Genomic DNA, 25,681 nt, shown 5'->3' with positions numbered 1-25,681 from the left:
GTACGTTACCGGGAACCGTCGGTCGACCGGGTTAGGGTGCTGGTCCGTCTCGGATCTCGGCTCTCTCGGAAAGGTCAGTCAGTTGCTCCCTTCCCCTCGGACCGGCAGGGGCGTTCGCGCCCTCGTCGCCGTGTCGTCCATGGGCCTGGTCTCCGCCGGGCTCGCCCTCGTCGCGGCGCCGGCGGGTGCCGCACCCGCCAGCCCGGTCGACGTGACGATCCTCGCGACCAACGACTTCCACGGCCGGATCAAGGCCAACGGAGCCGAGGCCGGCGCGGCCGCGATCGCCACCTACGTCAAGAACGCCAAGGCCGATGCGACGACCGGGCCCAACACCGTGTTCGCGGCCGCCGGTGACCTCATCGGCGCCTCGACCTTCGAGTCGTTCATCGCCCACGACAAGCCCACGATCGACGCCCTCAACGAGGCGAGGCTCGACGTGTCCGCGGTCGGCAACCACGAGTTCGACAAGGGGTACGCCGACCTCGTCGACCGCGTGATGAAGCCGTACGACGCGACCGCGAACCCCGAGGGCGGCGCCCAATGGAAGTACGTCGGCGCCAACCTCGTCGAACCCAACGGGGCCGACGCGATCAAGGCGTCGTGGACCGCCGAGCTCAGCAACGGCACACCCGAGACGACCGATGACGTCAAGGTCGGTTTCATCGGCGCCGTGACCGAGCACCTTCCCGAGCTGGTCTCGCCGGCCGGCATCCAGGGCCTCCAGGTGACGCCGATCGTGCAGGCCGTCAACGCCGAGGCGGCGGCCCTGAAGTCGGCCGGCGCCGACGCGATCGTGCTGCTGGTGCACGAGGGCGCGCCCAGCACCGACTGCGCCACGATGGCCGGCGACCCGGCGTCCGACTTCGGCAAGATCGTCACCGGTGTCAGCGCCGACGTCAACGCGATCGTCTCGGGCCACACCCACCTCGCCTACGACTGCGACCTGGCCAAGCCGGGCGGTGGCACCCGGCCCGTCGTGTCGGCCGGCCAGTACGGCTACAACCTCAACAAGCTGAAGCTGACGATCGGCACGGACGGCGCGGTGACCACGGCCCACAGCCTGGTGCCGCTGACGACCAAGAGCGGCGACACCTACACGCCGATCCCGGAGACCGTGCCGGCCGACCCGGCGACCAAGGCGATTGTCGACGCGGCCGTCGCGGCCGCGGAGGTCAAGGGCGCGGCGCCGCTGGGCAAGCTCGGCGGGGCCTTCTACCGCGCGTCGCGGCCGGTCGTGTCCGGCACCGGTGCCGAGGAGAACCGCGGTGGCGAGTCCACCCTCGGCAACCTGGTCGCCGAGGCCCAGCGCTGGGCGACCCGCTCGGCCACGACCGGCTCCGCCCAGATCGCCTTCATGAACCCGGGCGGGCTGCGGGCGGACATGCTCGGCAACAACGCCGGCGGCTATCCGGCCGTGCTGACCTACAAGCAGGCCGCCAACGTGCAGCCGTTCGCGAACACGCTGGTCAACATGAGGCTGACCGGCGCCCAGCTCCGAGCGGTCCTCGAGCAGCAGTGGCAGCCCGCCGGCGCGTCGCGGCCGTTCCTGCGGCTCGGCGTCTCGCAGGGCTTCACCTACACCTACGACCCGACGACCAAGAAGGTCACCGGCATGTGGCTGAAGAAGAAGCAGGTCGAGGACGCCACGTCGTACTCCGTCACGGTGAACTCCTTCCTCGCCTCGGGCGGCGACAACTTCGCGGCGTTCAAGGACGGCACCGGCCGCCGGGACACTGGCCAGACCGACCTCGAGGGCATGGTGGGCTTCATGGCCGCCAAGGGCGGCGGCAACGGGCTGCCGGTCAGCTACAAGCAGCGTGCGGTGGGCGTCACCCTGCCCACGGGCGCCCCGAAGGCATACCGGGCCGGCGACAGCCTGTCGTTCAAGGTCTCCTCGCTGGCCTTCACCGGCCCCGGCGACGTGCAGGACAAGCGCGTCGACGTCACCCTCGGCAAGACCAAGCTCGGCCGCGCCAAGGTCGACAACACCGTCGCGGCCGGCGCCACCGACGACGAGGCCGGCACCGCGACCGTGACGGTCCGGGTCCCCGGCGGCGTGAAGCGCGGGGTCCAGCAGGTCAAGGTGACCGGCGTCCAGACCAAGACCCAGGTCCTGGTGCCGGTGCGGTTCAAGGGCAACCGGCTCGACTCGAAGCTGACCGCGAAGCTGCACCCGAAGAAGGTCAAGGTGCGCCAGGGCCGGGTCCAGGTCCGGGTCAAGGTACGTGCCGCGGGCGCCCCGGCGGCCGGCAAGGTGCGGGTCCGCGCCGGGCACCGTCCCTACGTCGCCCGGCTGAACAAGAAGGGCGTCGCCACCTTCCGGCTGCTGCCGTTCAAGCAGACCGGGGTCAAGAAGGTGAAGGTCGCCTTCCTGCGCACCAACGCCCTCAAGGCCGACCACGAGGTGCTGACCGTGCGGGTGGTCCGCCGCTGATCGATGGGGGCCGGTCGGCCGGGGAGCTCACCCCGGTCGGCCGGCCCGCGCCTCGGCCAGGTCGGCGGCCGCGTGCACGAGCGCGAGGTGGCTGAACGCCTGCGGGAAGTTGCCGATCATCCGCCGGCCCGCCGGGTCGTACTCCTCCGACAGCAGGCCGACGTCGTTCGTGAGGTCGCAGAGCCGGTCGAAGAGGGCGGCGGCGTCGTCGATCCGGCCGGCCCGGGCGTACGCCGAGACCAGCCAGAACGAGCACGCGAGGAACGGGTGCTCGTCGCCGGCGAGGCCGTCGACGCCGGTGCTGGTGCGGTAGCGGAGCACCAGGCCGTCGCGGAGCAGGTCGCGCTCGACGGCCTCGATGGTGCCGAGCATCCGCGGGTCGTCGCCGTCGATGAAGCCGATCGTCGGCAGCACGAGCAGCGCGGCGTCCACCTCGGCGCCGCCGTAGTACTGCACGAACGTGCCGCGCTCGGCGTCGTACCCGTGCTCGAGCACCCGGGCGTGCACGGTGTCGCGCAGCCGCCGCCACTGGTCGACCGGGCCGTCGAGGTCGAACTCCTCGACCGCGCGGACGGCCCGGTCGAACGCCGCCCAGACCATCGCCTGGGAGTGCGTGAAGTACTGCTGCGGGCCGCGGATCTCCCACAGCCCGTGGTCCTTGCGTTGCCAGGTCGTCGCCAGGTGCTCGACGAGCGTGCGCTGGAGGGCCCATGCGTCGGCGTCGGCCCGGCCGGTCGCCCGACGGATCTGCTCGAGGCCGATCATCACCTCGCCGAGCACGTCGAGCTGGCGCTGCACGGCGGCGCCGTTGCCGATCCGCACCGGGGTCGAGCCGGCGTACCCCGGCAGGTGCGGGAGGGTGAACTCGGGGAGCCGGCGAGCGCCGTCGACGGCGTACATGATCTGGAGGTCGTCGGGGTCGCCGGCGACCGCCCGCAGCAGCCACGCCCGCCAGAGCCGTGCCTCGTCGGTGTGGCCGGCCCGGACCAGGGCGCCGATCGTCAGCGCGGCGTCGCGCAGCCAGCAGTAGCGGTAGTCCCAGTTGCGCTCGCCGCCCGGATCCTCGGGCAGCGACGTGGTGGCTGCGGCGACGATGCCGCCGGTCTGCTCGTCGGTGAGCAGGCGGAGGGTGAGCAGCGAGCGGAGCACCGCGTCGAGGCGGGGCAGGTCGGCGCGGCAGCGGTGTGCCCACCGCTGGCCCTCCCGGATCGACTCCGTGACGTGGTCCTCGGGCGGGTCCGTGACGGTCAACGGGGCCCACGAGGGCAGCCAGGTCGTGGTGAAGACCAGGTGGTCGCCGGCCAGCACGTCGAACTCGTCGGCATGGTGCCGGTCGACCGCGCCGGGCAGCCGCGGTCCGCGCAGCACCAGCCGGTCGGGCCCACCGGTCGCGGTGATCACCCGCTCGCCGGCGACCTCCGCCCGGCGTACCCACGGCACCACGGCGCCGTAGTCGAACCGGACGGTCCACTCGTGGCGGACCCGGACGGTGCCGCGAACGCCCACCACCGTGCGCACCAGGTCGGCGCGGCCGTCACCGCGGGGCATCGCGTCGGTGAGGGTGATCTCGCCGGTGGCGGTGGTGAACGTCGTCTCCAGTACGGTCGACTCGCCGACGTAGCGCCGGCGGACGTCGTACTCGTCGACCGGACAGAGCTGCCAGTGCCCGTGGTCGTCGCCGCCGAGCAGGCCGGCGAAGCAGGCGGGGGAGTCGAAGCGCGGCAGGCAGAGCCAGTCGACGGAGCCGTTCCTGCCGACCAGCGCGCCGCTGCGGCGGTCGCCCACCAGGGCGTAGTCCTCGATCGGCAGCGTCATGGCTCTGGACAGTAGCGTTGCTCCCGTGACGGACCTGGCGACACGCGTGCACCTCCTCCTGCGCGGCTCGGGTGGCACGGTGGCGACCGCCGAGTCGCTGACCGGCGGCCGGCTCGCGGTGGCGCTGACCGACACGCCGGGGGCGTCCGAGACCTACCTCGGTGGCGTCGTGACCTATGCGACCGAGCTCAAGAAGTCGGTGCTGGGCATCGACCAGCGGATCATCGACGACCACGGCGTGGTCTCGGCCGAGTGTGCGAGGGCGATGGCCTCCGGCGTGCGGGCGTTGACCGGGGCGGCGTTCGGCCTGGCGACCACCGGCGTCGCCGGGCCGTCCGAGCAGGAGGGCAAGGCACCCGGGACGGTGTTCGTGGGGATCGCCGGGCCCGGCGTGCTGGAGGTCGTGGCGCTCGAGCTCAGTGGCAAGCGCCAGCAGATCCAGGATCGGACCTGCACCGAGGCGCTCACGGCGTTGGAGCAGGTCCTGCGGCGGGAAGAAACGGCCCTCGGGTAGCGTTGGGCCCGACAGGTCTCGGCATCGGAGGGAGCGACGCGCATGGTGCTGGTTCGTCGAGTGCTCGGCGACGTGCTCCGCAGCCTGCGGATGCAGCGCGGTCTGACCTTGCGTGAGGTCTCCGCCGCGGCCCGGGTGAGCCTGGGCTACATCTCCGAGATCGAGCGCGGGCAGAAGGAGGCCTCCTCCGAGCTGCTCGCGTCGCTGTGTGCCGCGCTCGAGGTGCCGCTGTCCGATGTGCTGCGGGAGGTCTCCGACCTCGTGGCCGTCGAGGAGGCGGCTGCCGCGCTGATCCGGATCCCGGTGGCCACGCCGGCGGCCCCGGTGGTCACCTCGGCCGCCTGACCCGCCCTCACGAGCGCGTGGGCTGGCAGCTGGGGCACCAGTACGCCGTCCGCTCCGCACCGGCCCGCCCGAAGGCCGTCGTCGCCACGCGGCCGCCGCAGCGGCGGCACAGCCGCTGCCGGTAGACCCACATCCGGTTGGACCGGGACCACTCCTGGTCGAGCATCTGCCGGGCCCGGCGCACCATTCGCGGCAGGTCGGGCACCTCGCCGACCGGGGCGACCGGCGGGACGCCCATGACGAAGAGGACCTCGGCGGCGTAGATCGTGCCGATGCCCGCGAGCAGGGTCTGGTCGCGCAGGGCCTCGAACACCGGTCGCTCCGGGTGCGTCCGGAGCCGCCGCAGCGCCTCGTCCTCGTCCCAGTCCGGTCCCAGCAGATCGGGCCCGAGATGTCCGACGACCTCCGGCTCCCACTCGCGGGGCACGAGCTCGACGATCCCGAGCAGGTAGCCGACCGCCACCGGTCCGTCGGTCTCGAGCACCACGCGGATCTCGTGGGACCGGGGGTTCCAGCGCTTGCCGGGCTCGAAGACCCGCCACGACCCCTCCATCTTGAGGTGGGTGTGGAGGGTCACGGGTCCGTCGTCGCCGTCGATCCGGGTCAGCAGGTGCTTGCCCCGCGACACGGTCTCGACGACCGTGCCGCCCGCGAGGTCGGCGGTGGCGTGCCGCGGGACGCGGAGGTCGCTGCGGGTCAGCACCCGGCCGTCGAGCGCCTGCGCGAGCCGGCGGGCGGTACGGCGCACGGCGTCGCCCTCAGGCACCGGCGCCCCTGAGCCGGAGCCCGCGCGGGGTGGCGACGAACCCGGCCGCCTGGAGCGCGTCGCGCAGCGGCGTCGCCCCGGCGCCGAGGAGCTGCTCCCCGTCGGCCTTCTCGACGGTCATCCGGCCCAGCGACCCCTGCCGGGCGGCCTCGGCGAGTGCTGCAGCGGCCGGGCCGAGCCGGTCGGGGTCGTCGGACCAGGTGAGGAGGGTGCGACCACCGCGCTCGACGTACAGCGTGAGCCGCCCGTCGACGAGCACCACGATCGCGCCGGCCTTGCGGCCGGGCCGATGGCCGCTGCCGGCCGCCTCGGGCCAGGGGAGCGCGGCGCCGTACGGGTTGGCCGGATCGGTGGCGGCCAGGGCGACCGCCGTGGGTTTGGTGTCGACGTCGACCTCGGAGAACGTGCGCAGCCGGTCGACCGATCCGGCCGTGCCGAACTGGGCGGCCCCGAGGCCGGCCACGAAGTAGCCGCGTCGACAGCGCCCGGACTCCTCGAAGGCCGAGAGCACCTTGTAGACCGCGGCGAACCCTCCCGGGAGCCGTTCGCTGGCCACGGCGCCGCGGGTGACCACGCCGTGGCGGTCGAGGAGCCGCTCCGCGACCGCGTGCGCGCGTCGGGTCGGATCGGTGTCGATCGGCGGCAGCAGCGCCCACCGGCCGGCGGTCTCGGGCGGCCCGGTGCGCGCGGGCATCCGGGCCCGGCCGCCGGTGGTGCTGGACATCCGGATCCGGGGCGGTGGGCGGCGGGTCCGGTGGGCCGGCGTGCCGCCGCGGGTCAGCGCCCGCAGCGGGGTCAGCGTGTCGTTGCTGATCCGGCCCGCCCAGACCAGGTCCCACAGCGCGGCCGAGAGCGCTGCGTCGTCGCTGGACCCGACCGACTCGGCGAGCTGGCGGAAGAACCACGCGCCACCCGGTGCGAGCGCGTCGAGCACGGCCTGGTGGAGCTCACTGTGGTCGAAGGGGGCGGGCTCGGGCAGCGTCAGGGGAGCCTGGTCGGCGGTGTGCAGCGAGACCCAGCCGTCGGCGCCGGGCAGCGGCGCGTGCCCGGCCCAGACGACCTCGCCGGAGGCGGTGAGCTCGTCGAGGTACGCCGGCTCGTAGTCGCGCACGCGGCCCGCCAGCACCAGCGGCTCGAGCGCGGAGGCCGGGATCGCGCAGCCGGCGAGCTGGTCGACCGCGGACAGCACCCCGTCGACGCCGCGCAGGCCGCCACGGGACGTGACCACGTGCTGCCAGGCCGGCAGGAACCGGCCCAGCGTGTCGGGCTCGACCGGCTCGATCTCCTGGCGCAACCGGGCCAGGGAGCGGCGCCGGAGCCGGCGCAGCACCTCGGCGTCGCACCACTCGGTGCCCGAGCCGGCGGGCCGGAACTCGCCGTCGAGCACGCGGCCCTGGGCCGCCAGTCGCTGCAGGGTGTGGCGGACGACGGCGGCGCCGAGCCCGAGCCGGGTCGCCACGTCGTCGACGGTGAAGGGGCCGTGCGTGCGGGCGAAGCGGGCGACCAGGTCCGCGAGAGGGTCGTCGACCGGTTCGGCGAAGGCGTCGGGGGTGCCGGGCGGGACGGGGACGCCGAGTCCGTCGCGGAGCCGGCCGACGTCCTCGACCGCGGCCCAGCGCTCGACGCCGGCCATCCGGACCTCGACGACGCGGCGACTGTCGGCGAGCGCGGTCAGCCAGGCCGCGACGTCGGCTCCGGGCGTGGAGCGCTCGGCGACCTCGTCGGTCGACAGCGGTCCGAGCAGCCGGAGCAGGTCGGCGACCCCTTCGGCGCCGCGGGCGTGCCGGTCGGTGGCGGTGCGCTGGAGCTCGGCCTCGACCTCGGCGAGCACCTCCGGGTCGAGCAGCTCGCGCAGCTCGGCCCGGCCGAGGAGCTCGGCGAGCAGCCCCTGGTCGAGCGCGAGCGCGGCGGCGCGCCGCTCGGCGATGGGGGAGTCACCCTCGTACATGAACTGGGCGACGTACCCGAAGAGTAGGGTGCGGGCGAAGGGCGACGGCTGGTGGGTCGCCACGTCGGCCACCCGGATCTCGCGCCGGTCGATGCCGCGCATCAGTGCCGTGAGCGAGGGCAGGTCGTAGACGTCCTGGAGGCACTCACGGACGGCCTCGAGCACGATCGGGAAGGACGGGTACTGCGCGGCCACCTCGAGCAGCGCGGCCGAGCGCTGCCGCTGCTGCCACAGCGGTGAGCGGCGGCCGGGATCGCGGCGGGGGAGCAGCAGCGCGCGGGCCGCGCACTCGCGGAAGCGCGACGCGAAGAGCGCCGAGCCGCCGACCTCCTGGGTGACCAGGGCCTCGATCTCGTCGGGCTCGAACACGACGACGTCGCCGGCCGGGGGCTCGGCGTCGGTGTCGGGCACCCGGATCACGATGCCGTCGTCGGAGGCGACCGCCTGGCCGTCGACGCCGTACCGCTCCCGCAGGCGGGCGTTGATCGCCAGCGCCCATGGCGCGTGCACGGGCACGCCGTACGGCGAGTGCACGACCAGCCGCCAGTCGCCGAGCTCGTCGCGGAACCGCTCGACGACGAGGGACTGGTCGCTCGGCAGCAGGTTGGTGGCCTCCAGCTGCTCGTGGAGGTAGCCGACCAGGTTGCCGGCGGCGTACTCGTCGAGTCCGTCGGCCCGGGCGCGCTCCTCGGCACGCTCGCGGGGCAGGGCGGCGAGCTCGCGGGTGAAGGCGCCGATGGCCCGGCCGAGCTCGGCGGGCCGGCCGAGGGTGTCGCCCTTCCAGAACGGCAGCCGGCCGGGGATGCCGGGCGCGGGGGTGACCAGCACCCGGTCGTGGGTGATGTCCTCGATGCGCCAGCTGGTCGCGCCGAGGGCGAAGATGTCGCCGACGCGGGACTCGTAGACCATCTCCTCGTCGAGCTCGCCGACCCGCCTGCCGGTGCCCTCGCCCACGAGGTAGACGCCGAACAGGCCGCGGTCGGGGATGGTGCCGCCGCTGGTGACGGCGAGCCGCTGGGAGCCGGGGCGTCCGGTGAGCACGCCCGTGACTCGGTCCCAGACGATGCGCGGGCGCAGCTCGGCGAACTCGTCGGAGGGGTAGCGGCCGCTGAGCAGGTCGAGAGTGGCGTCGTAGGCGCTGCGGGGGAGCTGGGCGAACGGCGCGGTGCGGCGGACCAGCTCGTAGAGGTCATCGGCGGTCCAGGCGTCGAGCGCGGTCATGGCCACAATCTGTTGGGCCAGCACGTCGAGCGGATTGGCGGGCACCCGCAGCGACTCGATCGCGCCGGTGCGCATCCGGTCGACCGCGACCGCGGTCTGGGCGAGGTCGCCGCGGTGCTTGGGGAAGAGCACGCCGCGGGAGACCTCGCCGACCTGGTGGCCGGCCCGGCCGACGCGCTGCAGTGCGCTCGCGACGCTCGGCGGGCTCTCGATCTGGACGACCAGGTCGACCGCGCCCATGTCGATGCCGAGCTCGAGGCTGCTCGTGGCCACCACGCAGGGGAGCCGGCCGCGCTTGAGGTCGTCCTCGATCAGGGCCCGCTGCTCCTTCGAGACCGACCCGTGGTGCGCCTTCGCGATGATCTGGTCGGCACCGTGGCTCTGCCCGGACTGCGCCATCACCTGCGCCGGCACGGTGGTTGAGGAAGGCGCGCTAGCGCCTGTCTCGAAACCACCGTCCTGCTCGAGGTCCCCGCCGGCCCGATCGGTCGCGATCTCGTTGAGCCGCGCGGTCAGCCGCTCGGCCAGCCGGCGGGAGTTGGCGAACACGATGGTGGAGCGGTGTTGCTCGACGAGGTCGACGACGCGCTCCTCGACGTGCGGCCACAGGCTCGGGGAGCGCTGCGGGTCGTCGCTGTCCTCGGCGTAGTCGTCGGGGGCCGTCATGTCCTCGACGGGGACGACGACGCGCAGGTCCCACCGCTTCTCGCTCGGCGGCGCGACGATCTCCACGGGGGTGGAGCCGCCGAGGAAGCGGGCGACCTCGTCGAGCGGTCGCACGGTCGCCGAAAGGCCGATGCGCTGGGCGGGCCGGTCGAGGAGCGCGTCGAGCCGCTCGAGGCTGACCGCGAGGTGGGCACCGCGCTTGGTGCCGGCGACGGCGTGGACCTCGTCGAGGATGACGGTCTCGACGCCCCGCAGCGACTCGCGCGCCTGGCTGGTCAGCATCAGGAACAGCGACTCGGGGGTGGTGATCAGGATGTCGGGCGGGCTGGTGGCCAGCTTGCGACGGTCGGCGGCGGGCGTATCGCCGGAGCGGACGCCGACGGTCACCTCCGGCATCGGGATGCCGAGCCGGTCGGCGGTGTGGCGGATGCCGGCCAGCGGCGCCCGGAGGTTGCGCTCGACGTCGACGCCGAGCGCCTTGAGCGGCGAGATGTAGAGGACCCGGCAGCGGTGCTGCTTGTCCTCGGGCGGCTCGGCGGTGAGCAGCCGGTCGAGGCCCCACAGGAAGGCGCTGAGCGTCTTGCCCGACCCGGTCGGCGCCACCACCAGCGCATGTCGACCCGCGCCGATCGCCTCCCACGCACCCGCCTGCGCGGGCGTCGGCTCGGCGAACGCCGCACCGAACCAGGCGCGGGTGGGCTCGCTGAACCTCTGGAGCGGGTCGGTCACCTCCCCATCCTCGCGCACCCCACCGACAGTCGAGTCGGGACTTCTGGTCGGAACTCCCGATGCGACCGAGTGGGGCCGGCGCGGCGACACCTGCCGGTCGGTGGGTCAGCCGACGACCGCGTCGAGCTCCATCTCGACCTTCCAGCGCGGGTCGAGCAGGCCGGCGACGACGACCATCGTGCTCGCGGGCCGGACGTCGCCGAAGACCTCGCCGTGGACGGCGCCGATCGCGTCGGCGTACGCCGCGTCCACGACGTACTGCCGGGTGCGGACGACGTCGGTCACGTCGCCGCCGAGCTCGGTCAGCGCGGCGAGCATGATCTCCCAGCAGCGACGGGCCTGGGTCGCGGGGTCCGGGTCGACGCTTCCGTCGGGCCAGACCGGCGCGGTGCCGCTGACGGCGACCGTGTCGCCGACGCGCACGGCCCGGCTGAAGCCGATGCTGGCCTCGAAGGGCGACCCTGACCTCGCGTGCTGTCGTTCCACGTGGCGACTCTAGGACGCCCAGGGGTGTCGTCTTCCCCAGGGGATGAGGGTGAAGCTGCGCCTCCCCGGTTGAGCTTGCCGGGGCGAGCGCAGGCCGATCCTCATCCCTTGATGAAGCCCCCGGCGCCGCGGTGGCCACGACCCCACCGATCCGGCACCAGAGGCGGATGTCGGCGCCGGGTTCTAGGGTCTTGATACGTGAGCACCGTCGACGCCGACTCCATGATCCACGCCGCCGGCCTGCGCAAGTCCTTCGGGAGCTTCGAGGCGGTGCGTGGCATCGACGTCGACGTACGCCGCGGCGAGGCGTTCGGCTTCCTCGGCCCCAACGGCGCCGGCAAGTCGAGCACGATGCGCATGGTGGCGGCGGTGTCCCCGGTGAGCGGCGGCACGCTGCGCATCCTCGGGATGGACCCTGCCACTGACGGCCCGCAGATCCGGGCGCGCATCGGGGTGTGCCCGCAGGAGGACACCCTCGACACCGAGATCACGGTCCGCGAGAACCTCTACATCTACGGCCGCTACTTCGGGCTCCCGCGCAAGGAGGTGCGCGAGCGCGTCGACGAGCTGCTGGAGTTCGTGCAGCTGACCGAGAAGGCCGGAGCGATGGTCGAGGATCTCTCGGGCGGCATGAAGCGCCGGCTGACGATCGCGCGCAGCCTGATCAACCGGCCCGAGGTGCTGCTGCTCGACGAGCCGACGACCGGGCTCGACCCGCAGGCCCGCCACGTCGTCTGGGACCGGCTGTTCCGGCTCCGCCAGCAGGGCGTGACGCTGGTCCTGACGAGCCACTACATGGACGAGGTCGAGCAGCTCTGCTCGCGCCTGGTCGTGATGGACAAGGGCGTGATCGTCGCCGAGGGATCGCCGCTCGGCCTGATCGCCGAGCACTCCACCCGCGAGGTCGCCGAGCTCCGGTTCGCGGTGGGGGAGAACGAGTCGGCCGCGGGCAAGGTCGAGGACCTCGCCGACCGGGTCGAGGTGCTGCCCGACCGGCTGCTGCTCTACACCGCGGACGGCGAGGAGACCGTGGCCAAGGTGCACGAGCGCGGCCTCGAGCCGGTCGCGACGCTGGTACGCCGCTCCACGCTGGAGGACGTCTTCCTCCGCCTCACCGGCCGGACGCTGGTCGACTGATGGCCGCTCCCAGCCCCAGCACCGCGCCCGCCAACGACCTCGCCGGCGCCGGCCGGCTGCTCGACTACTGGCTGATCGTCTACCGCCGCACCTGGAAGGGCTCGGCGATCTCGTCGTTCGTCAACCCGCTCTTCTACGTCCTGGCGATGGGCGTGCTGCTCGGCGACTACATCGCCGGCGACCCCGGCCAGCTCGAGGGCGCGACGTCGTACCTCGCCTTCATCGCCCCGGGTCTGCTGGCCGGCCAGGCGATGCAGACGACGTTCGGCGAGACCACCTATCCGGTGATGGGCATGATCAAGTGGCAGCGGGTCTACTTCGGCATGACCGCCTCGCCGCTGAGCGTGCGGTCGGTGATCCTCGGCCACCTGGGCTTCGTGATGTTCCGGGTCGGGCTCGCGTGCGGGGTCTTCGTGCTGGTGATGGCGCCGTTCGGGGTCTTCGAGACGGTCTGGGGCGCGGTGCTGGCGTTCCTGGTGCAGTTCCTGGTCGGGCTCGCCTTCGCCACCCCGATCTTCGCCTTCTCCGCCGGGCTGAAGGACGAGAGCGCGTTCGCCCTGGTCTTCCGGCTCGGGATGATCCCGCTCTTCCTGTTCTCCGGTGCGTTCTTCCCGATCGAGAACCTCGACGGCTGGATGCAGGTGCTCGCCCGCGCCACGCCGCTGTGGCACGGCGTCGACCTGACCCGGATGCTCACCCTCGACACCGTCGACGGGTCCGCCGCGCTGGTGCACGTCGTCTACCTCGTCGTGCTCGCGCTGCTCGGCTGGCTCTGGGCCGTGCGCCGCCTGGACCGGAGGCTGATGTCCTGATGGCCATCACCACGACCGCCGTCGCCCGCGCCGCGGCCCACCCGGTCGGGCCCGCGGAGGCCACCGGCCTGCTCGTCTACCGCAACTACCTGGCCTACCGCCGGGCCTGGTACATCTTCCTCACCGGCTTCCTCGAGCCGGTCTTCTACCTGTTCTCGATCGGCGTCGGCGTCGGGCAGCTGATCAGCGGCTTCGAGTTCAACGGCCAGGACATCCCGTACGCCGAGTTCGTCGCGCCCGGCATGCTGGCCGCCTCCGCCATGAACGGCGCCCTGCTCGACAGCACCTTCAACTTCTTCTTCAAGCTGAAGTACAACAAGCTCTTCGACCAGATGCTGGCCACCCCGCTGACCACGATGGACATCGCCCGCGGCGAGCTGAGCTGGTCGCTGCTGCGGGGCGGGCTCTACTCCGCCGGCTTCCTCGTGGTGATGGTCGCGATGGACCTGGTCTCCTCGTGGTGGGCGGTGCTCGTCGTGCCCGCGTCGCTGCTGATCGGGCTCGCGTTCGGTGGCGTGTGCATGGCGCTGACCACCTGGATGCGCTCGTGGCAGGACTTCGAGTGGGTGACGCTCGCGACGATGCCGATGTTCCTCTTCTCGGCCACGTTCTTCCCCGTCGAGGCCTACCCCACGGCGGTCCGGTGGGTCGTCGAGGTCACGCCCCTCTATCGTGGCGTCGTGCTGTGCCGTGAGCTCACGACCGGCGCCTTCTCGTGGGGCTCCCTGGTCTCGGTCCTCTACCTGGTCGCGATGGGCGTGCTCGGCCTGCTCGTCGTACGCCGCCGCCTCGACAAGCTGCTGCTCACATGACCCGCCACGCGATGCCGCGGCCCCACCCCCTCGTCGGGGTGCTGCTCGCGGTCACCTTCAGCCGGCCCCGCGTCGAGGTGACCGACTCGGCGCTCCTGGTCTCGCTGGGCTGGTCCTTCCGCGTCGCGGTCCCGCGCGCGGCGATCCAGGAGGTCGCCTCCGTGCCGTGGCGGCGCCTCAGCATCGGCGCCCACGGCTGGCGCGGCCGCTGGCTGGTCAACACCACCGGCGGCCCGCTCGTCCGGGTGCGGATCGACCCGGCCACCCCGGGCCGGATCCTCGGCGTCCCGATCCGGGTCCGCGAGCTCCTGCTCAGCATCGACGACGTCGACGCGTTCCTCACCGACCTCGGCTCGAATCCGGGCTGACCGCGAGCCGCAGCTCCCACAGCTCGGTGTCGATCCACCGGTCGAACTTCCGGCCGACGTCGTGCAGCACGCCGACCCGCTCGAAGCCGCAGGCCCGGTGCAGGCCCCGGCTGCCCGGGTTGGGCAGCGCGATGACCGCGACCGCCAGCCGCACGCCGTCGGCACGCAGCCGCCCGAGGAGCTCGTCGTACAGCGCCCGGCCGACGCCCTCGCCCCGAGCCGGCGCCGCGAGGTAGACGGAGGTCTCGCGGGTGTGTCGGTACGCCGCCCGCGGGCGGTAGTCGCCCGAGTACGCATAGCCGACCACCGCGCCGGCGCGCTCGGCCACCAGCACGTGGTCACCGGGACGGGCCGACTCCAGGCGCTCGCGCCAGTAGCCGACGCCGGGCGGCTCGGTCGCGAAGGTCGAGATGCCGTGGCGCACCTCCTCGTCGTAGATCGCGGCGATCGCCGGCAGGTCGCCTGCGGTGGCGGAGCGGACCGTCGTCATGGCGCCATCTTCGCGGAGGGTGGCCGGATCTCCCGCGCGCGGGGCGCCGCCGGCCTGGGAGGATGAGGCCATGAACGTCGACGGGATCGTGCCCGACACCAAGGACTGGACCTGGGTCCTCGACCGGCCCTGCCCGGAGTGCGCCTTCGACGCCTCGACCGTCACGGTGGACCGGATCCCGGCCGTGATCCGCGACAACGCCACCAGCTGGGAGGCCGTGCTGACCTGCGACGACGTGGCGGTACGGCCCGAGCCGGCCACCTGGTCGCCGCTGGAGTACGCCTGCCACGTCCGCGACGTCCACCTGCTCTTCGACGAGCGCGTCGCGCTGATGCTCGAGCAGGACGCACCCCGGTTCCGCAACTGGGACCAGGACGAGACGGCGGTCGCCCAGCGGTACGCCGAGCAGCGGCCGGCGACCGTGTCGGCCGAGCTGCTGGACGCCGCCGAGCGGGTCGCCGAGCGCTACGAGTCGGTCCCGCCGGGGGCGTGGAGCCGCCGCGGTCTGCGCGGCGACGGCAGCGAGTTCAGCGTCGAGAGCATCGGGCTCTACCACCTGCACGACATCGTCCACCACGCATGGGACGTGCGCGCCACGGTGGTCCGCGCGACGGTCGCGGCCTACGACGCCCACGCGGCGGCGTACGGCGAGGGCACCATCAGCCTGCCCGCCGAGGTCGCCGACGACATCGTCGCCTTCGCGATCGCCGTCGGGCCGCGCGGCCGGGTGCTCGAGATCGGCAGTGCCACCGGCCGCGACGCCGCCGCGCTCGAGGCCGCCGGCCTCGACGTGCGCCGCACCGACATCACGGCGGGCTTCGTCGAGCTGATGCGCGCCGCCGGGCAGAGCGCCGACCGCCTCGACCCGCTCACCGACGACCTCGCCGACCCCGAGCGCCCGGGTGCGCCGTACGACGGGGTGTGGGCGAACGCCTGTCTGCTCCACGTCGACCGGGCCGACCTGCCCCGGCTCCTGGAGCGGCTGGCCGCGGCCACCCGCCCGGCCGGGCCGCTGGCACTGACCCTGAAGGAGGGCGACGGCGAGGCCTGGTCCACCCACGGCCACGTCGGGGCGCCGCGGCGCTTCGTCTTCTGGCGCGAGGCGGAGCTGCGCGCGGTGCTCGAGGCCGCCGGCTGGCGGGTCGAGGTGGTGCGGCAGAGCCGCAGCGCGCGCACCGGCGAGCCGTGGCTCGACGTGCGGGCGGTGCGTGCATGAGGCACACCGAGTTCTGGGCCCGGATGGACGACGCGCTGGGTGCGGCGTACGCCCGGTCCTGGGCGGGCAGCTTCGTGATCGGCGAGCTCGGCGGCCGCACCGCCGCCGAGGCGCTCGATGCGGGAGTGCCGCCCAAGGAGGTCTGGGCCGCGGTCTGGCGGACCCTCGAGCTGCCGGCCTCCCAGAAGTGAGCGCCCCGGCCCGGGTCGAGCCAGACCTGGCGGCGATCCAGCGGCGCACGATCCGCACGCTCGTCGTCGCCCAGGCGGTGGGCGCGATCGGCATCACCATCGGCATTGCCACGGCGTCGCTGCTCGCGCGCGACATCTCCGGCTCGGAGAGCCAGGCCGGCCTGGCCCAGACCTTCCAGGTGCTCGGCGCCGCGGTGGCGTCGTACCTCCTCGCCCGGGTGATGGCGATCCGCGGCCGCCGGATCGGCCTGGCCGCGGGGTACCTGATCGGTGCCGCCGGCGCCGTCCTGGCGGTGGTGGCCGGCGTCCTGGACTCGATGGTCGTGCTGCTCCTCGGGGCGGTCCTGCTCGGCGCGACGACCGCCGCCAACAGCGGGGCCCGGTACGCCGCCACCGACCTCGCGGAGGACGCCCACAAGGGGCGTGCGCTCTCGACGGTGGTCTGGGCGACCACGATCGGGGCGGTCGCCGGCCCCAACCTGACCGGCCCGTCCGGTGCGCTCGCCGACACGATGGGGATCCCCGAGCTGACCGGGCCGTTCGCGCTCGGCAGCATCGGCATGCTGGCGGCCGCGCTGGTCGTGTGGGGGCTGCTGCGTCCCGACCCGTTGCTGGTCGCGCGCGAGGCGGCGGGCGTGGCACCCGAGGCCCCCGCTGGTACGGCGTGGTCGCGGGCGGTGGCCGCCACCCGTGAGCGCCCGGTGCTCGCGTTCGCCGTGCTCGGCATGGCGTGCGCGCACGCCGCGATGGTCGGCGTCATGGTGATGTCGCCGCTGCACATGGAGCACGGCCACGCGGAGCTGCGCGTGATCGGTCTGGTGATCAGCCTGCACGTGCTCGGCATGTTCGCCTTCTCGCCCCTGGTCGGCATGCTCGCCGACCGCACCGGGCGCCCGACCGTGCTGGTCGAGGGCGCGGTGCTGCTGCTGGCCGCGATGGTGCTGTGTGCGAGCGCCCCGGAGGGTTCGTCGTGGCAGATGTTCACGGGGCTGTTCCTGCTCGGCCTGGGCTGGTCGTTCGCGACCGTCGCGGCCTCGACCCTGATCGCCCAGCACGCGCCGATCGACGCCCGCACCGACGTGCAGGGGGCCGCCGACCTGGTGATGGGGCTGACCGCGGCGGGCGCCGGCGGGCTGGCCGGGGTCATCGTCGGCGTGTGGGGCTACCCGGAGCTCGCGATCTGCTCGATCGGACTGGTCGTGCTGGTCGCGATCGGCGGGTTCGGGGCGCGCGCCACGACGCGGCTGGCAGGCTGAGGCCATGAGCTTCGCGGAGGTGGCGGTGATCGGCGGCACCGGCTTCTACTCGTTCCTCGACGACTACGAGGAGCACCCCGTCGAGACGCCGTACGGCGCGCCCTCGGCGCCGGTCGCGGTCGGCACGCTGGCCGGCCGGCGGGTGGCGTTCCTGCCGCGGCACGGTCCGCACCACGAGCATCCGCCGCACGCGATCCCGTACCGCGCCAACCTCTGGGCGCTGCGCGCCCTCGGCGTCCGCCAGGTGCTCGCGCCGTGCGCGGTGGGCGGGCTGAGCGACGCGGTGGCGCCCGGCGACCTGGTCGTCCCCGACCAGTTGGTCGACCGGACGTTCCGCCGGGTCCCGTCGTACGTCGAGCGCGGGGCGGTCCACCTCCCGTTCGCCGACCCCTACTGCCCGGGCGTCTCCGGCGCGCTCGCCGCCGCCGATCCGGAGCTGAAGGTCGGGGGAGCGATGGTCGTCATCGAGGGGCCGCGCTTCTCGACCCGGGCGGAGTCGCGCCACTACGCCGACCAGGGGTGGACGCTGATCAACATGACCGGGGCGCCCGAGGCGGCCCTCGCCCGTGAGCTGCGGATGTGCTACGCCCCGGTCGCGCTGGTGACCGACATGGACGCCGGCGCGGAGGTGGGGGACGGCGTGGACCAGGAGGAGGTCGTCGCGTTGTTCCGGGCCAACCTCGAGCGGCTCAGCGGCCTGCTCGCCCGCGCGATCGAGGGGCTGCCCGACCCGCGCGGGTGCGGCTGCTCGACGTGGGCCGACGGCGTCGAGCTGACCTACGAGGTGCCGGGCGGCATCGGACCCGGGTGACACACGGGTGGGCGGCCCCGCCGGTGCACCCATCGGATCGGGGGCCTCAAGGGTCACACCAGCACCTCCGCTCCCACCTGGCGGCCGAGAGCCGCACGACACGCCGCATCAGCTCGGCGCGCCGCGCGGGTTTCGGCTGCCAGCAGCCGAAACCCGCACGACGACCAGGGCGACGCCGCGCCGCGGCCCCGAATCCGCAACACGCCGGACCGCGCTGCCGACATCGAACAGATGTTCGGGCTAGGTTGTGTCCACAGGCACGACGCGGACGAGGTTCTCCACAGGTTCGACGGCGCTGATCAGGCACTGTCGGTGGCTCGCTCTAGCGTCGCCGATGTGCCTGGAACCCGACGAGAGACGAGGAAGAAGACCATGGCTGGTGGAGACCGCGAGAAGGCCCTCGACGCCGCGCTCGCCAACATCGAGCGGCAGTTCGGCAAGGGGTCGGTCATGCGGCTCGGCGACGAGAGCCGGGCACCGCTCGAGATCATCCCGACCGGATCGATCGCGCTCGACGTGGCGCTGGGCCTGGGTGGCCTGCCCCGCGGCCGCGTGGTCGAGATCTACGGCCCGGAGTCGTCGGGTAAGACGACGGTCGCCCTGCACGCGGTGGCCAGCGCCCAGGCCGCCGGCGGCATCGTGGCCTTCATCGACGCCGAGCACGCGCTCGACCCGGAGTACGCGAAGGCCCTCGGCGTCGACACCGACGCGCTGCTGGTCTCCCAGCCCGACTCCGGTGAGCAGGCGCTGGAGATCGCCGACATGCTGGTCCGCTCCGGCGCGCTCTCGCTGATCGTCATCGACTCGGTGGCCGCGCTGGTGCCCCGGGCCGAGATCGAGGGCGAGATGGGTGACAGCCACGTCGGCCTCCAGGCGCGCCTGATGAGCCAGGCGCTGCGGAAGATGACCGGTGCGCTCAACAACTCCGGCACCACCGCGATCTTCATCAACCAGCTGCGCGAGAAGATCGGCGTGATGTTCGGCTCGCCCGAGACCACGACCGGTGGCCGGGCGCTGAAGTTCTACTCCTCGGTCCGGCTCGACGTGCGCCGCATCGAGACACTCAAGGACGGCACCGACATGGTCGGCAACCGCACCCGCGTCAAGGTCGTGAAGAACAAGGTGGCCCCGCCGTTCAAGCAGGCCGAGTTCGACATCATGTACGGCAAGGGCATCAGCCGCGAGGGTGGCCTGATCGACGTCGGTGTCGAGGCCGGCCTGGTCCGCAAGGCCGGCGCTTGGTACACCTACGAGGGCGATCAGCTCGGCCAGGGCAAGGAGAACGCGCGCAACTTCCTGCGCGACAACCCCGACCTCGCCAACGAGCTGGAGAAGAAGATCCTGGAGAAGCTCGGCGTGGGCCCGCAGGTCGACCAGGAGGCACCGCTCTCCGACGAGCCGATCGGCGTCGACTCCTTCTAGTGATGGTTTCGAGGCTCGCAAGCTCGCACCTCAACCCAAGGGTTTCGAGGCTCGCAAGCTCGCACCTCAACCCAAGGGTTTCGAGGCTCGCAAGCTCACACCTCAACCACCGTCATGTCGGTGGTTGAGGTGGGAGGGCCGCCAGGCCCGAGCCTCGAAACCCAGCGACCCAGGAGAGCAAGCCCATGACTCTCGACGAGGACCGGCCGCCGCCGGAGTGGCTCGGGGACGTCTCGACCGGGGTGGACGCCTGGACCAAGCGCGCAGCCGCCCCGCCCCCCGAGGACACCACGGCGCAGGGCCCCTTCGAGACGGTTGCTGCGCAACCTCCTCAGGAACCACCGGACGCCGACCCGGAGGCGGTGGCCCGCAAGATCCTGCTCGACCAGCTCACCGGCCAGGCGCGCAGCCGCCAGGAGCTCGCCGACAAGCTGGCCAAGAAGCACGTGCCGGACGAGATCGCCGGCCGCCTGCTCGACCGGTTCGAGGAGGTCGGCCTGGTCGACGACGACGCGTTCGCCCGGTCCTGGATCGCCAGCCGTGGCCCCGCGGGGGCGGGTGGCAAGGGCCTGGCCCGGCGGGCGCTCGCCCAGGAGCTGCGCCGCAAGGGCGTCGACGACGAGACCGCCCGAGAGGCGCTCGACGAGATCGACCCGACCGACGAGGAGGAGACCGCCCGGGCCCTGGTGCGCAAGAAGCTGCGGTCGCTGCAGCGCGTCGACGACGCCACCGCCACCCGGCGCCTGGTCGGCATGCTCGCCCGCAAGGGCTACGGCTCCGGGATGTCGTTCGCCGTGGTGCGCGACGAGCTGGCGGCCGCCGGCCGCGAGTCGGCGGACCAGCACGCCTAGTGTCGTGCGTTGGAAGTTGTGGCACGGTTGGCGTGCTCACGGTGCGTGCGCTGCAAGGCGCCGGAGCGCAGCCATACCCGCTCGTCTCGCAAGCGACGGCAACGCCGCAGAGTGCGTGCCATGGGTGCGCGAAGCGCACCAGAACTTCTGACGCACGACGCTAGTGCCGGCCGATCGGCGCGAGGCTGTTCCCCGATCCCCATGCCACCCGGCACAATGCCGCGATGAGCCACCCCATCGCCGACGCACCGGTCCGCGTGGTCGTCCACGACCGGGGCCGCGACCTGAGCGGGGTGGTGCGGCCGGACGAGTCCTGGGCCGCGGCCGCGCGGCGTACCTGCGCCAGCATGCACGCCGAGCCGGTGCCGGGCGACCTGTCCGGGCAGGTCAAGGAGTTCGTGGTCGACCACGACGAGCGGGTCGCGGTGCGCGCGATGACCCGCGGTGACCTGGGCGACCTGCTGCGCTGGCGGCAGTCCGACCACGTGGCCCGCTGGTGGGCCTCGGAGGGTGAGCCGACGGCGGCCCTGATCGAGGCGCGCTACGGGCCCCGGATCGACGGCCGGAGCGCCACCCGGATGTGGGTGGCGGAGGTCAACGGCCGGTCGGTGGGCTTCGTGCAGGACTACCGGGTCGGCGACTACCCCGACTACGCCGTGCTCGGGCCGGATCCGGACGCGATCGGCGTCGACTACGCACTGGCCGAGGAGTGGAGCGGGCGCGGCCTCGGCGTGCGGGTGCTGTGGGCGTGGATGCGGCGCGCCCGGAGCCGGTTCCCCGAGGCGACGACGTACTTCGCCGCGCCCGACCACCGCAACGGCGCCTCGCTGCGGATGCTCGCGAAGGCGGGCTTCGAGGCGGGCCTGTGGTTCGACGAGCCCCAGGAGGACGGCAGCGTCGACACGGTCGTCGGCTGCACGCTCGACGTACGCCGGGTGCTCGGCTGACCCGCCGGTGGCGCGACCCCGGAGCACGCCGTCTCATCTAGGGTTTGGGTCGTGATCCCGACCGTCGCCGTGACCCGCTACGTCACTCCGCTGCGCGAGGGCGGCAGCCTGCCCGGCATCGTCGAGGGCGACGACCTCGGCACCTACGTCTGCAAGTTCCGCGGCGCCGGCCAGGGCCTGCGCGTGCTGGTCGCCGAGGTGATCGTGGGCGAGCTGGCGCGGCGCATCGGGCTGCGCACGCCGCGGCTGGTCGCGCTCGAGCTGGACCCGGAGATCGCCCGCTACGAGGCGGACGAGGAGGTGCAGGACCTGCTCAACGCCAGTGCCGGGCTCAACCTCGGGATCGACTTCCTGCCCGGGGCGTTCGGCTACGACGCCGAGGTGCCCGCCGGGGACGGCGTCGGCACGAAGATCCTCTGGCTCGACGCCTTCACCGCGAACGTCGACCGCTCGTGGCGCAACCCCAACCTGCTCGTCTGGCACGGCGACCTGTGGGTGATCGACCATGGCGCCTGCCTGTACTTCCACCACGCCTGGGCGGGCGGGGTGACCGACCCGGGCCGGTTCGCCGAGCAGCGCTGGAGCCCCGACGACCACGTGCTGCTCGCGCACGCGCCCGACCTGCCGGCCGTCGACGCCGAGCTCGGCGACCTGCTCACCGCGGAGGTCTTCGCCGAGGTGCTGGCCGAGGTCCCCGACGAGTGGCTCGAGCCGGTGCCCGGCGCGGACTCACCCGACGCGCTGCGCGCGGCCTACGCGGCGTTCCTGACCGCACGGCTCGGCACCCGCCAGTGGCTGCCGGTGGTGGCGCGCCGATGAGCAAGCTCGCCTACCAGTACGTCGTGCTGCGCTGCGTGCCCCGCGTCGACCGCGAGGAGTTCGTGAACGTCGGTGTCGTGCTCTACTGCCACGCGACCGACTTCCTGCGGGCGGCGTGGCACGTCGACCGCGACCGGCTGCGGGCGCTCGACCCGCGGTTGGACCTCGACCAGGTCTGCGAGGCGCTGGAGTTCATCGAGGGCGTGTGCGCGGGCGACCAGCGCGGGGGAGCCGCGGCGGAGCGGCCGTTGAGCCAGCGGTTCGGGTTCGTGAAGGCGCCCCGCAGCACCGTGATCCAGCCCGGGCCGGTGCACGGTGGGGTCACCACCGATCCCGAGCGCCAGCTCGAGCACCTGCTGGAGCAGCTGGTCAGCTGACGACCGGAGCGAGCGCCGGCCGCGCGGGCCGGGCGGCGACGGCCAGCCGCCGCAGCTGGGGCAGCAGGTTGCGTCGGTTGGTCTCGGCCAGCCAGCCGTTGGGCAGCGACAGGCGCACGACCTTGTGCCAGGCGCTCGCGACCTGACGCACCAGCGGTCGGGAGTTGTAGGGCAGGTCGAACCGGGCGAACACCTCGCGCACGCGCGGCGCCACCTCGATGTACCGGTTGCTCGGCAGGTCGGGGAAGATGTGGTGCTCGATCTGGTGGGAGAGGTTGCCGGTCATCAGGTGCAGCAGCCGGGACCCGGAGATGTTCGCCGAGCCGAGCATCTGGCGCAGGTACCAGTGCCCGCGGCTCTCCCGCTCGTCGAGCTCGGCCTGCTCGAAGGTCGCGACCCCCTCGGGGAAGTGGCCGCACATGATCACCGAGTGGCTCCAGAGGTTGCGCGCCAGGTTGGCGGTCGCGTTCGCGGCCAGCGTCGAGCGCCAGGCCCGCCCGGAGAGGGCGGGGTAGACGACGAAGTCCTTGGCCAGTTGCCGGCGCACCTTCGCCAGGGCGACCTTGACCTCGGCCTTCTTCTCCGTGCTCATCTGCCGCTTGTCGCGCAGATGGTCGCCGAGGTCGAGATCGAACATCGTGATGCCGTACTCGAAGATGCACGCGGTCACGAAGTTCCACGCCGGCTGCACCAGGTAGCGGGGCTTCCACTCCTGGGCCTCGTCGACGCGCATGATGCCGTAGCCGAGGTCGTTGTCCTTGCCGAGGATGTTCGTGTACGTGTGGTGGGTCTCGTTGTGGGCGCGCTTCCACTGGGCGGCCGGGGAGGTGTGGTCCCACTCCCAGGTGCTCGAGTGGATCTTCGGATCGCGCATCCAGTCCCACTGACCGTGCAGCACGTTGTGCCCGATCTCCATGTTGTCGAGCACCTTCGCGACGCTCAGCCCGGCCGTGCCGGCGACCCAGGCGAGCCGGTTGCGGCTGCCGAGCAGCAGCGCCCGGCTGCCGAGCTCGAGGATCCGCTGCACCCGGACCAGCCGGCGGATGTAGGCGGCGTCCGAGGCGCCACGGGAGTCGAGGACGTCCTGGCGGATCCGATCGAGCTCCGCGCCGAGGAGGTCGACCTCCTTCGAGGTGAGCCCGCCGGGGGTGGTCGCGGGACGCTCGAGCAACGCGGTCATGTTTCAAGGTACCGCGCCGGGCGGGCGGGTACTGATTCGGCGTCGATGTCGGTCACGGAGGTCAGCGCGCGGCCAGGCCGTGCTCGTGGGCGAAGACCACGATCTGCACCCGGTCGCGCAGCCCGAGCTTGCGCAGGATCGCGCCGACGTGGGTCTTGACGGTCGACTCGCTGAGGAAGACCCGGCCGGCGATCTCGCCGTTCGACAGGCCCGCGGCGACCGCCGCGAACACCTCGCGCTCCTTCTCGGTCAGCGAGAGGTACGCCGCGGGCGGCGCCGTTGGCGCCCGGAACTGGCTGTCGAGCAGCGTCGACAGGTCGGTGGGCGCGAGCACCGCGTTGCCCGCGTGCACGGTGCGGATCGCGTCGCGCAGCATGACCGGCGTGGTGCCCTTGAGCAGGAAGCCGCTGGCGCCGTACCGGATCGCGGCGGCGGCCCGGTCGTCGAGGTTGAACGTCGTGAGCACCACGACCCGGACCGGCCGCTCCCGGCGCGCGGCGCGGTCGGGCAGGAAGATCTGGCGGGTTGCCTCGACGCCGTCCATCTCGGGCATCCGGATGTCCATCAGCACGACGTCGGGCGAGAGCTCGTCGACCAGCTGGACGGCCTCGATGCCGTCGGCGGCGGCGCCGACCACCTCCATGCCCTCCTGCGCGTCGACGATGACCCGGACGCCCTCGCGGAAGAGCTCCTGGTCGTCGACGAGCAGCACCCGGATGGACTCGACCGGCGTGCTCATCGCGACCTCACCGGCACCCACGCCGTCGCGGTGAAGGTCGGCGGATCGGTGCGCCGGCGTACGTCGAGCCGGCCGCCCACCGCCTCGAGCCGGCGGCGCATGCCGTCGATGCCCTGGCCCCCGGAGACCGTCGGGTCGCCGGCGTCGGGAGGCTCGGCGGGGACGGCGAGCGGCCGGGTCTCGTCGGTGGTGGTGTCGATCGTGTTCTGCACCTCGATGCGCAGGTCGCCCTCCCAGTGTCGCTCGACCAGCACCGGCCGGTCGCGCCGGCCGTGCTTGATGGCATTGGTCAGCATCTCCTGGAGCACCCGGAAGGCCACCACCTCGAGCTCCGGCGGCATCGGGTGCGGGGTACCGACCTCGGTGGTGACCACCTCGTGGCCGCTCGCGCGCACGCCGTCGACGAGGCTGTCCAGGTCGGCGTGCCGGGCGCGCGGTGCGGGGACGCCGGAGGTGTTCGCCGCGGTCGAGGCGAGCACCTGCCGGACGTTCTCCAGCGAGCTGCGCGCGGAGGTCGCGATGTTCTCCATGGTCTGCTTCAGCCGCTGGGTGTCGGCGTCCTCGAGGTACTGCGCCGACTCGGCCTGGGCGAGGATCACCGCCAGCGAGTGTCCGACGACGTCGTGCACGTCGCGGGCCAGCCGGGCCTGCTCCTCTCGCAGCTGCGCGATCTCCTCGGCCTGGTCGCGCTCGGCCTCGGCGACCACCTGGGAGGCCCGCGACTGCTGCGCCCGCGCCGAGAACCGCAGCGCCAGTCCGGCCAGCCACGGCACGCCGAGCACCGCCATCCCGGCGACCGCGGCGGTGACCTGCCAGCGGTCGCCGAAGCGCGAGGTCTGGTCGACGAGGGCCTGGAAGCCCGCCGTGTCGAGTGCGGCGTAGAAGACCCCCGAATCGATCCAGTAGACCGTGATCACGGCGGCCAGCGGGATCGACATGGCGCTGAGCCAGACGGTGCCGGCGCTGCCCCAGCGGGCGGTGCCGAAGGCGACCGCGGCGATCGCCAGCTCGATCATCAGCAGCTGGGTGCCGGTGACGACCTGCATCGCGCAGACCACCCACACCACGGCGAGGGCGGCCGCCGGCAGGTGCCGGGAGAGCGACACCGCGATCGCGATGCCGACCACGACCAGCAGGAGGGCGGGGCGCGGGTCGCCGACGTAGTAGTACGGGTCGATGTTGAAGACCTCGAGCACCCCGAGGAGGAGCACGAGCAGGCCCGCGCCGAGGTCGGGCAGCCACGGGCGCCAGGCGGTCATGGCGCGGCCACGGCGCACGAGGGACCGGTCACGATGGTCCACCCTGCCAGGTCGCTGGCCAGGGCGC

At 73.1% G+C, this 25,681-nt stretch carries 24 protein-coding genes; 16 read left to right on the top strand and 8 right to left on the bottom strand.

Going from position 1 to position 25,681, the window contains the following annotated elements; genetic code table 11:
* Positions 1-139: 139 nt before the first annotated feature.
* On the top strand, positions 140-2,437 hold the full coding sequence (locus KM427_RS15600; RefSeq protein WP_252275413.1) for a bifunctional metallophosphatase/5'-nucleotidase: 2,298 nt from the start codon (positions 140-142) through the stop codon (positions 2,435-2,437).
* 27 nt (positions 2,438-2,464) lie between these two features.
* Here the strand turns inward: KM427_RS15600 and KM427_RS15595 are convergent, their stop codons facing one another.
* Entirely contained in the window at positions 2,465-4,252 is a 1,788-nt protein-coding gene (locus KM427_RS15595; protein ID WP_215524451.1) for a glycoside hydrolase family 15 protein, read from the bottom strand.
* Between the two features lie 25 nt (positions 4,253-4,277).
* Between KM427_RS15595 and KM427_RS15590 the strand changes: the two genes are divergently transcribed.
* Together KM427_RS15590 and KM427_RS15585 are read left to right on the top strand one after the other, a co-directional pair.
* Positions 4,278-4,766: a CinA family protein gene (locus KM427_RS15590; protein ID WP_252274553.1), complete on the top strand. Its 489-nt coding sequence runs from the start codon at positions 4,278-4,280 to the stop codon at positions 4,764-4,766.
* A 42-nt stretch (positions 4,767-4,808) separates the two neighbouring features.
* Positions 4,809-5,111 carry a helix-turn-helix domain-containing protein gene (locus KM427_RS15585; RefSeq protein ID WP_183594172.1) on the top strand — a complete coding sequence of 101 codons (303 nt, stop codon included), beginning with the start codon at positions 4,809-4,811 and terminating at the stop codon, positions 5,109-5,111.
* 7 nt (positions 5,112-5,118) lie between these two features.
* Here the strand turns inward: KM427_RS15585 and KM427_RS15580 are convergent, their stop codons facing one another.
* The 3 genes from KM427_RS15580 to KM427_RS15570 all read right to left on the bottom strand — a co-directional run bounded on the left by KM427_RS15580 (position 5,119) and on the right by KM427_RS15570 (position 10,927).
* Complete coding sequence (locus KM427_RS15580) at positions 5,119-5,877, bottom strand: DNA-formamidopyrimidine glycosylase family protein (RefSeq protein WP_215524450.1); 759 nt, start codon at positions 5,875-5,877, stop codon at positions 5,119-5,121.
* Positions 5,870-10,441: an ATP-dependent helicase gene (locus tag KM427_RS15575; protein ID WP_215524449.1), complete on the bottom strand. Its 4,572-nt coding sequence runs from the start codon at positions 10,439-10,441 to the stop codon at positions 5,870-5,872. Before KM427_RS15575 ends, KM427_RS15580 begins: the two co-directional genes overlap by 8 nt.
* Positions 10,442-10,546: 105 nt before the next feature.
* A complete protein-coding gene (locus KM427_RS15570; protein ID WP_215524448.1) occupies positions 10,547-10,927 on the bottom strand; it encodes a RidA family protein in 381 nt (126 codons plus the stop codon).
* 198 nt (positions 10,928-11,125) lie between these two features.
* Between KM427_RS15570 and KM427_RS15565 the strand changes: the two genes are divergently transcribed.
* Genes KM427_RS15565 through KM427_RS15550 form a run of 4 tightly spaced genes read left to right on the top strand, consistent with a single transcriptional unit; the run spans position 11,126 to position 14,056 of the window.
* Positions 11,126-12,064, top strand: coding sequence for an ABC transporter ATP-binding protein (locus KM427_RS15565; RefSeq protein WP_425490197.1), 939 nt, complete (start codon positions 11,126-11,128; stop codon positions 12,062-12,064).
* Positions 12,064-12,876 (top strand): ABC transporter permease, encoded by an 813-nt coding sequence (locus tag KM427_RS15560; protein ID WP_215524447.1) that lies wholly within the window; start codon positions 12,064-12,066, stop codon positions 12,874-12,876. The genes KM427_RS15565 and KM427_RS15560 overlap by 1 nt, the downstream gene beginning before the upstream one ends.
* Positions 12,876-13,688, top strand: coding sequence for an ABC transporter permease (locus KM427_RS15555; RefSeq protein ID WP_183594177.1), 813 nt, complete (start codon positions 12,876-12,878; stop codon positions 13,686-13,688). Before KM427_RS15560 ends, KM427_RS15555 begins: the two co-directional genes overlap by 1 nt.
* Positions 13,685-14,056 carry a hypothetical protein gene (locus KM427_RS15550; RefSeq protein ID WP_183594178.1) on the top strand — a complete coding sequence of 124 codons (372 nt, stop codon included), beginning with the start codon at positions 13,685-13,687 and terminating at the stop codon, positions 14,054-14,056. The genes KM427_RS15555 and KM427_RS15550 overlap by 4 nt, the downstream gene beginning before the upstream one ends.
* Here KM427_RS15550 and KM427_RS15545 read toward each other — a convergent pair.
* On the bottom strand, positions 14,028-14,546 hold the full coding sequence (locus KM427_RS15545; RefSeq protein ID WP_215524446.1) for a GNAT family N-acetyltransferase: 519 nt from the start codon (positions 14,544-14,546) through the stop codon (positions 14,028-14,030). The genes KM427_RS15550 and KM427_RS15545 overlap by 29 nt on opposite strands.
* A 70-nt stretch (positions 14,547-14,616) precedes the next feature.
* Between KM427_RS15545 and KM427_RS15540 the strand changes: the two genes are divergently transcribed.
* From KM427_RS15540 to KM427_RS15500, 9 genes are all read left to right on the top strand, one after another.
* Positions 14,617-15,762, top strand: coding sequence for a class I SAM-dependent DNA methyltransferase (locus KM427_RS15540; protein ID WP_215524445.1), 1,146 nt, complete (start codon positions 14,617-14,619; stop codon positions 15,760-15,762).
* A complete protein-coding gene (locus KM427_RS15535; RefSeq protein ID WP_183594181.1) occupies positions 15,759-15,953 on the top strand; it encodes a DUF3046 domain-containing protein in 195 nt (64 codons plus the stop codon). Before KM427_RS15540 ends, KM427_RS15535 begins: the two co-directional genes overlap by 4 nt.
* The gene (locus KM427_RS15530; RefSeq protein WP_183594182.1) at positions 15,950-17,209 is read left to right on the top strand and encodes an MFS transporter; all 1,260 of its coding nucleotides are present in this window, start codon (positions 15,950-15,952) and stop codon (positions 17,207-17,209) included. Before KM427_RS15535 ends, KM427_RS15530 begins: the two co-directional genes overlap by 4 nt.
* A gap of 4 nt (positions 17,210-17,213) precedes the next feature.
* Positions 17,214-18,020, top strand: a complete 807-nt coding sequence (locus KM427_RS15525) for an S-methyl-5'-thioadenosine phosphorylase (RefSeq protein WP_183594183.1) — start codon at positions 17,214-17,216, stop codon at positions 18,018-18,020.
* A 372-nt stretch (positions 18,021-18,392) separates the two neighbouring features.
* Positions 18,393-19,442 (top strand): recombinase RecA, encoded by a 1,050-nt coding sequence (gene recA / locus KM427_RS15520; RefSeq protein WP_183594184.1) that lies wholly within the window; start codon positions 18,393-18,395, stop codon positions 19,440-19,442.
* A 185-nt stretch (positions 19,443-19,627) separates the two neighbouring features.
* A complete protein-coding gene (locus KM427_RS15515) occupies positions 19,628-20,293 on the top strand; it encodes a regulatory protein RecX (RefSeq protein ID WP_183594185.1) in 666 nt (221 codons plus the stop codon).
* A 224-nt stretch (positions 20,294-20,517) separates the two neighbouring features.
* Positions 20,518-21,240 (top strand): GNAT family N-acetyltransferase, encoded by a 723-nt coding sequence (locus KM427_RS15510; protein WP_215524444.1) that lies wholly within the window; start codon positions 20,518-20,520, stop codon positions 21,238-21,240.
* A 51-nt stretch (positions 21,241-21,291) separates the two neighbouring features.
* The gene (locus KM427_RS15505) at positions 21,292-22,059 is read left to right on the top strand and encodes a HipA family kinase (RefSeq protein WP_215524443.1); all 768 of its coding nucleotides are present in this window, start codon (positions 21,292-21,294) and stop codon (positions 22,057-22,059) included.
* The gene (locus KM427_RS15500) at positions 22,056-22,436 is read left to right on the top strand and encodes a DUF3037 domain-containing protein (protein ID WP_183594188.1); all 381 of its coding nucleotides are present in this window, start codon (positions 22,056-22,058) and stop codon (positions 22,434-22,436) included. The genes KM427_RS15505 and KM427_RS15500 overlap by 4 nt, the downstream gene beginning before the upstream one ends.
* Here KM427_RS15500 and KM427_RS15495 read toward each other — a convergent pair.
* The 3 genes from KM427_RS15495 to KM427_RS15485 all read right to left on the bottom strand — a co-directional run bounded on the left by KM427_RS15495 (position 22,429) and on the right by KM427_RS15485 (position 25,614).
* On the bottom strand, positions 22,429-23,616 hold the full coding sequence (locus KM427_RS15495; RefSeq protein WP_215524442.1) for a fatty acid desaturase family protein: 1,188 nt from the start codon (positions 23,614-23,616) through the stop codon (positions 22,429-22,431). The two genes, KM427_RS15500 and KM427_RS15495, sit on opposite strands and share 8 nt — an antisense overlap.
* A 61-nt stretch (positions 23,617-23,677) precedes the next feature.
* Positions 23,678-24,355 (bottom strand): response regulator, encoded by a 678-nt coding sequence (locus tag KM427_RS15490; RefSeq protein WP_215524441.1) that lies wholly within the window; start codon positions 24,353-24,355, stop codon positions 23,678-23,680.
* Positions 24,352-25,614: a sensor histidine kinase gene (locus KM427_RS15485; protein WP_215524440.1), complete on the bottom strand. Its 1,263-nt coding sequence runs from the start codon at positions 25,612-25,614 to the stop codon at positions 24,352-24,354. The genes KM427_RS15490 and KM427_RS15485 overlap by 4 nt, the downstream gene beginning before the upstream one ends.
* Positions 25,615-25,681: the final 67 nt, after the last annotated feature.

It is taken from the genome of Nocardioides sp. LMS-CY (assembly GCF_018732145.1).
Classification (GTDB): Bacteria; Actinomycetota; Actinomycetes; order Propionibacteriales; family Nocardioidaceae; genus Nocardioides; species Nocardioides soli.
This window is presented reverse-complemented; position numbering and strand designations above follow the sequence as displayed.

Excerpts from the sequence above, each read along its gene's own strand:
- KM427_RS15535 (WP_183594181.1), top strand. The coding sequence starts at position 15,759 with ATGAGGCACACCGAGTTCTGGGCCCGGATGGACGACGCGCTGGGTGCG.
- KM427_RS15495 (WP_215524442.1), bottom strand. The coding sequence starts at position 23,616 with ATGACCGCGTTGCTCGAGCGTCCCGCGACCACCCCCGGCGGGCTCACC.
- KM427_RS15595 (WP_215524451.1), bottom strand. The coding sequence starts at position 4,252 with ATGACGCTGCCGATCGAGGACTACGCCCTGGTGGGCGACCGCCGCAGC.
- KM427_RS15560 (WP_215524447.1), top strand. The coding sequence starts at position 12,064 with ATGGCCGCTCCCAGCCCCAGCACCGCGCCCGCCAACGACCTCGCCGGC.
- KM427_RS15485 (WP_215524440.1), bottom strand. The coding sequence starts at position 25,614 with ATGACCGCCTGGCGCCCGTGGCTGCCCGACCTCGGCGCGGGCCTGCTC.
- KM427_RS15500 (WP_183594188.1), top strand. The coding sequence starts at position 22,056 with ATGAGCAAGCTCGCCTACCAGTACGTCGTGCTGCGCTGCGTGCCCCGC.
- KM427_RS15525 (WP_183594183.1), top strand. The coding sequence starts at position 17,214 with ATGAGCTTCGCGGAGGTGGCGGTGATCGGCGGCACCGGCTTCTACTCG.
- KM427_RS15540 (WP_215524445.1), top strand. The coding sequence starts at position 14,617 with ATGAACGTCGACGGGATCGTGCCCGACACCAAGGACTGGACCTGGGTC.
- KM427_RS15490 (WP_215524441.1), bottom strand. The coding sequence starts at position 24,355 with ATGAGCACGCCGGTCGAGTCCATCCGGGTGCTGCTCGTCGACGACCAG.
- KM427_RS15585 (WP_183594172.1), top strand. The coding sequence starts at position 4,809 with ATGGTGCTGGTTCGTCGAGTGCTCGGCGACGTGCTCCGCAGCCTGCGG.
- recA (WP_183594184.1), top strand. The coding sequence starts at position 18,393 with ATGGCTGGTGGAGACCGCGAGAAGGCCCTCGACGCCGCGCTCGCCAAC.
- KM427_RS15555 (WP_183594177.1), top strand. The coding sequence starts at position 12,876 with ATGGCCATCACCACGACCGCCGTCGCCCGCGCCGCGGCCCACCCGGTC.
- KM427_RS15550 (WP_183594178.1), top strand. The coding sequence starts at position 13,685 with ATGACCCGCCACGCGATGCCGCGGCCCCACCCCCTCGTCGGGGTGCTG.
- KM427_RS15515 (WP_183594185.1), top strand. The coding sequence starts at position 19,628 with ATGACTCTCGACGAGGACCGGCCGCCGCCGGAGTGGCTCGGGGACGTC.
- KM427_RS15600 (WP_252275413.1), top strand. The coding sequence starts at position 140 with ATGGGCCTGGTCTCCGCCGGGCTCGCCCTCGTCGCGGCGCCGGCGGGT.
- KM427_RS15510 (WP_215524444.1), top strand. The coding sequence starts at position 20,518 with ATGAGCCACCCCATCGCCGACGCACCGGTCCGCGTGGTCGTCCACGAC.
- KM427_RS15545 (WP_215524446.1), bottom strand. The coding sequence starts at position 14,546 with ATGACGACGGTCCGCTCCGCCACCGCAGGCGACCTGCCGGCGATCGCC.